The organism is Kitasatospora sp. NPDC057518 (genome assembly GCF_042802075.1).
In the GTDB taxonomy this organism is placed as follows: domain Bacteria; phylum Actinomycetota; class Actinomycetes; order Streptomycetales; family Streptomycetaceae; genus Kitasatospora.
In genome coordinates, this window is record NZ_JBHVEU010000733.1 from 1 (window position 1) to 2175 (window position 2175).

Below are 2175 nucleotides of genomic sequence, written 5' to 3' on the forward strand. Positions count from 1 at the left end.
CCCCGGGGGCCGTCGCGCGTCCGCACCGCACCCCGTCCGCCCCGCGCACCCCGCCCGCGTCCGCCGTCCGCCCCGCCCGGCACCCCGGACACGGCGGAGCCCCCGGCCGAGCGACGGCCGGGGGCTCCGAGGGAAGGTGACCGGTTCTCAGCCGTCCAGCCGGATCGAGGCCCGCGCCGAGACCTTGTCCCCGGAGAGCCCGGTGAGCTCCGCGAGCACCACGTAGGTGCCGCTCGGCGGCGGCGTCTGGTCGGCGGTCGCGCACTGCGGCTTGCTGCGGCTGCGGTCCCAGGTGAAGGTCTCGGTCTGGTTGCCGTTCGCGCCGAGCTGCACCCAGATGCTGCCCTTGTCGGTCGGGCAGTCGCCGGAGGACCAGACCCGGTCGTTGTTGCTGCCGCTCACCGTGATCACGGAGGCGGTGCGGCCCAGGTCCACCCGGCAGTTGGTGCCGGAGGAGTTCTTGACCGTCAGCGCCAGGCGGGGCTTGTCCTTGGGCTGGTACGAGTTCTGGGTGCCGGCCAGCTCCAGCGCCACCTGCGAGGAGGCGCAGACCGGCAGCGCCATGACCTCGGGGGTGTTCACCGGCGGAGCGCCGCCGCCCGTACCGCCGGAGCCGCCCGTGCCGCCACCGGTGCCGCCGCCGGTCGCCGGCGCGGCGCCGCCCCCGGGGGCCGGGTTGGCCCCGCCGGCGCCGGTGCCGCCGCTGAGGTTGACCTCGGTGCCGCCACCGCCCGCCACCGGTCCGCCCCCGGAGCCGCCGCCCGGGCGCGCCGCGGGGCCGCTCGGTGAGGCGCCGGGCGTGATCGCCTGAGCCGGTGTCTGGTTCTGGGACTGGGAGGGAACGGCCTGTGCGGCGTTGCCCGGTGAGCCGCCGTCACCGCCCCCGCCCTGATCGATCATCAGCCAGGCGATCAGGGCGACGACCGCCGCGACGGCGACGAGCACGATGACGCGCCGACGCCAGTAGATCGAGGCCGGCAGTGGTCCGACGGGTTGACGCAGAGAAGGCACGACCAAACTCTACGAGACTGTGTGTGGCGATTGACTCACCAACACCGCACAGTCGCCCCTTCCTTCACATGATCCGCCATTTGATCCGTTCGAGCGAGCCCCAATCGGACGATTTCCGGTCGGTCCCCCGGTCGGTCCGGAGCAGACTGATCCACTTCGGCCCGGTCGGCGGGCATGGGAGGATCGAAGGGCCATGACTGCCATCACCGCCCCTGCCACCGCCGCCGACGCCGCCCGGCCGCCGATGCCCCTGCCGCTGTTCCACTCGACCGTCCTGGACTGGTACGAGGCGAGCAAGCGGGACCTGCCCTGGCGGACCCCCGACGCCACGCCCTGGGCGGTCATGGTGAGCGAGTTCATGCTCCAGCAGACCCCGGTCAAGCGCGTGCTGCCCGCCTGGGAGGCCTGGCTCACCCGCTGGCCGACCCCGGCCGACCTCGCCGCCGACGCGCCCGGCGAGGCGGTCCGGATGTGGGGCCGGCTGGGCTACCCGCGCCGGGCGCTGCGCTTGCACGCGGCCGCGGTGGCGATCACCGAGCAGCACGACGGCGAGGTCCCGGACGACCACGCCACCCTGCTCTCGCTGCCCGGGGTGGGGGAGTACACCGCCGCCGCCGTCGCCTCCTTCGCCTTCCGCCAGCGGCACGTGGTGCTGGACACCAACGTCCGCCGGGTCTTCGCCCGCGCGGTGACCGGCGTCGAGTACCCGGCCCAGGCCACCACCGCCGCCGAGCGCCGCACCGCCACCGCGCTGCTGCCGGACGACGCCGAGACGGCCGCCACCTGGGCGGTCGGCGTGATGGAGCTGGGCGCGCTGGTCTGCACCGCCCGCGGCCCGGAGTGCGGGGACTGCCCGCTGTTCACCACCTGCGCCTGGCAGCGGGCCGGCCGCCCGCCGTACGAGGGCCCGGCCCGGCGCGGCCAGTCCTACGAGGGGACGGACCGCCAGGTGCGCGGCAAGCTGCTCGCGGTGCTGCGCGAGGCGCACGGGACGGTGCCGCAGGCCCGGCTGGACGCGGTCTGGCCGGACTCGGTGCAGCGGGCCCGGGCGCTGGACGGCCTGGTGGCGGACGGCCTGGTCGAGCCGGTCGAGCAGGGCGTCTACCGGCTGCCCCAGTAGGCGGCGGAACACGAAGGCGCCCCCGGGAGAGGACCTCCCGGGGG

Annotated in this window: 2 protein-coding genes; one reads left to right on the top strand and one right to left on the bottom strand. The window is 75.7% G+C overall.

What is annotated here, in order from left to right:
• Window positions 1-147: 147 nt before the first annotated feature.
• The gene (locus ACFU7Z_RS38910; RefSeq protein WP_074001711.1) at window positions 148-1011 is read right to left on the bottom strand and encodes a hypothetical protein; all 864 of its coding nucleotides are present in this window, start codon (window positions 1009-1011) and stop codon (window positions 148-150) included.
• A 193-nt stretch (window positions 1012-1204) separates the two neighbouring features.
• Here ACFU7Z_RS38910 and ACFU7Z_RS38915 point away from each other — a divergent pair, with 193 nt between their 5' ends.
• Complete coding sequence (locus tag ACFU7Z_RS38915) at window positions 1205-2131, top strand: A/G-specific adenine glycosylase (RefSeq protein WP_049652529.1); 927 nt, start codon at window positions 1205-1207, stop codon at window positions 2129-2131.
• Window positions 2132-2175: the final 44 nt, after the last annotated feature.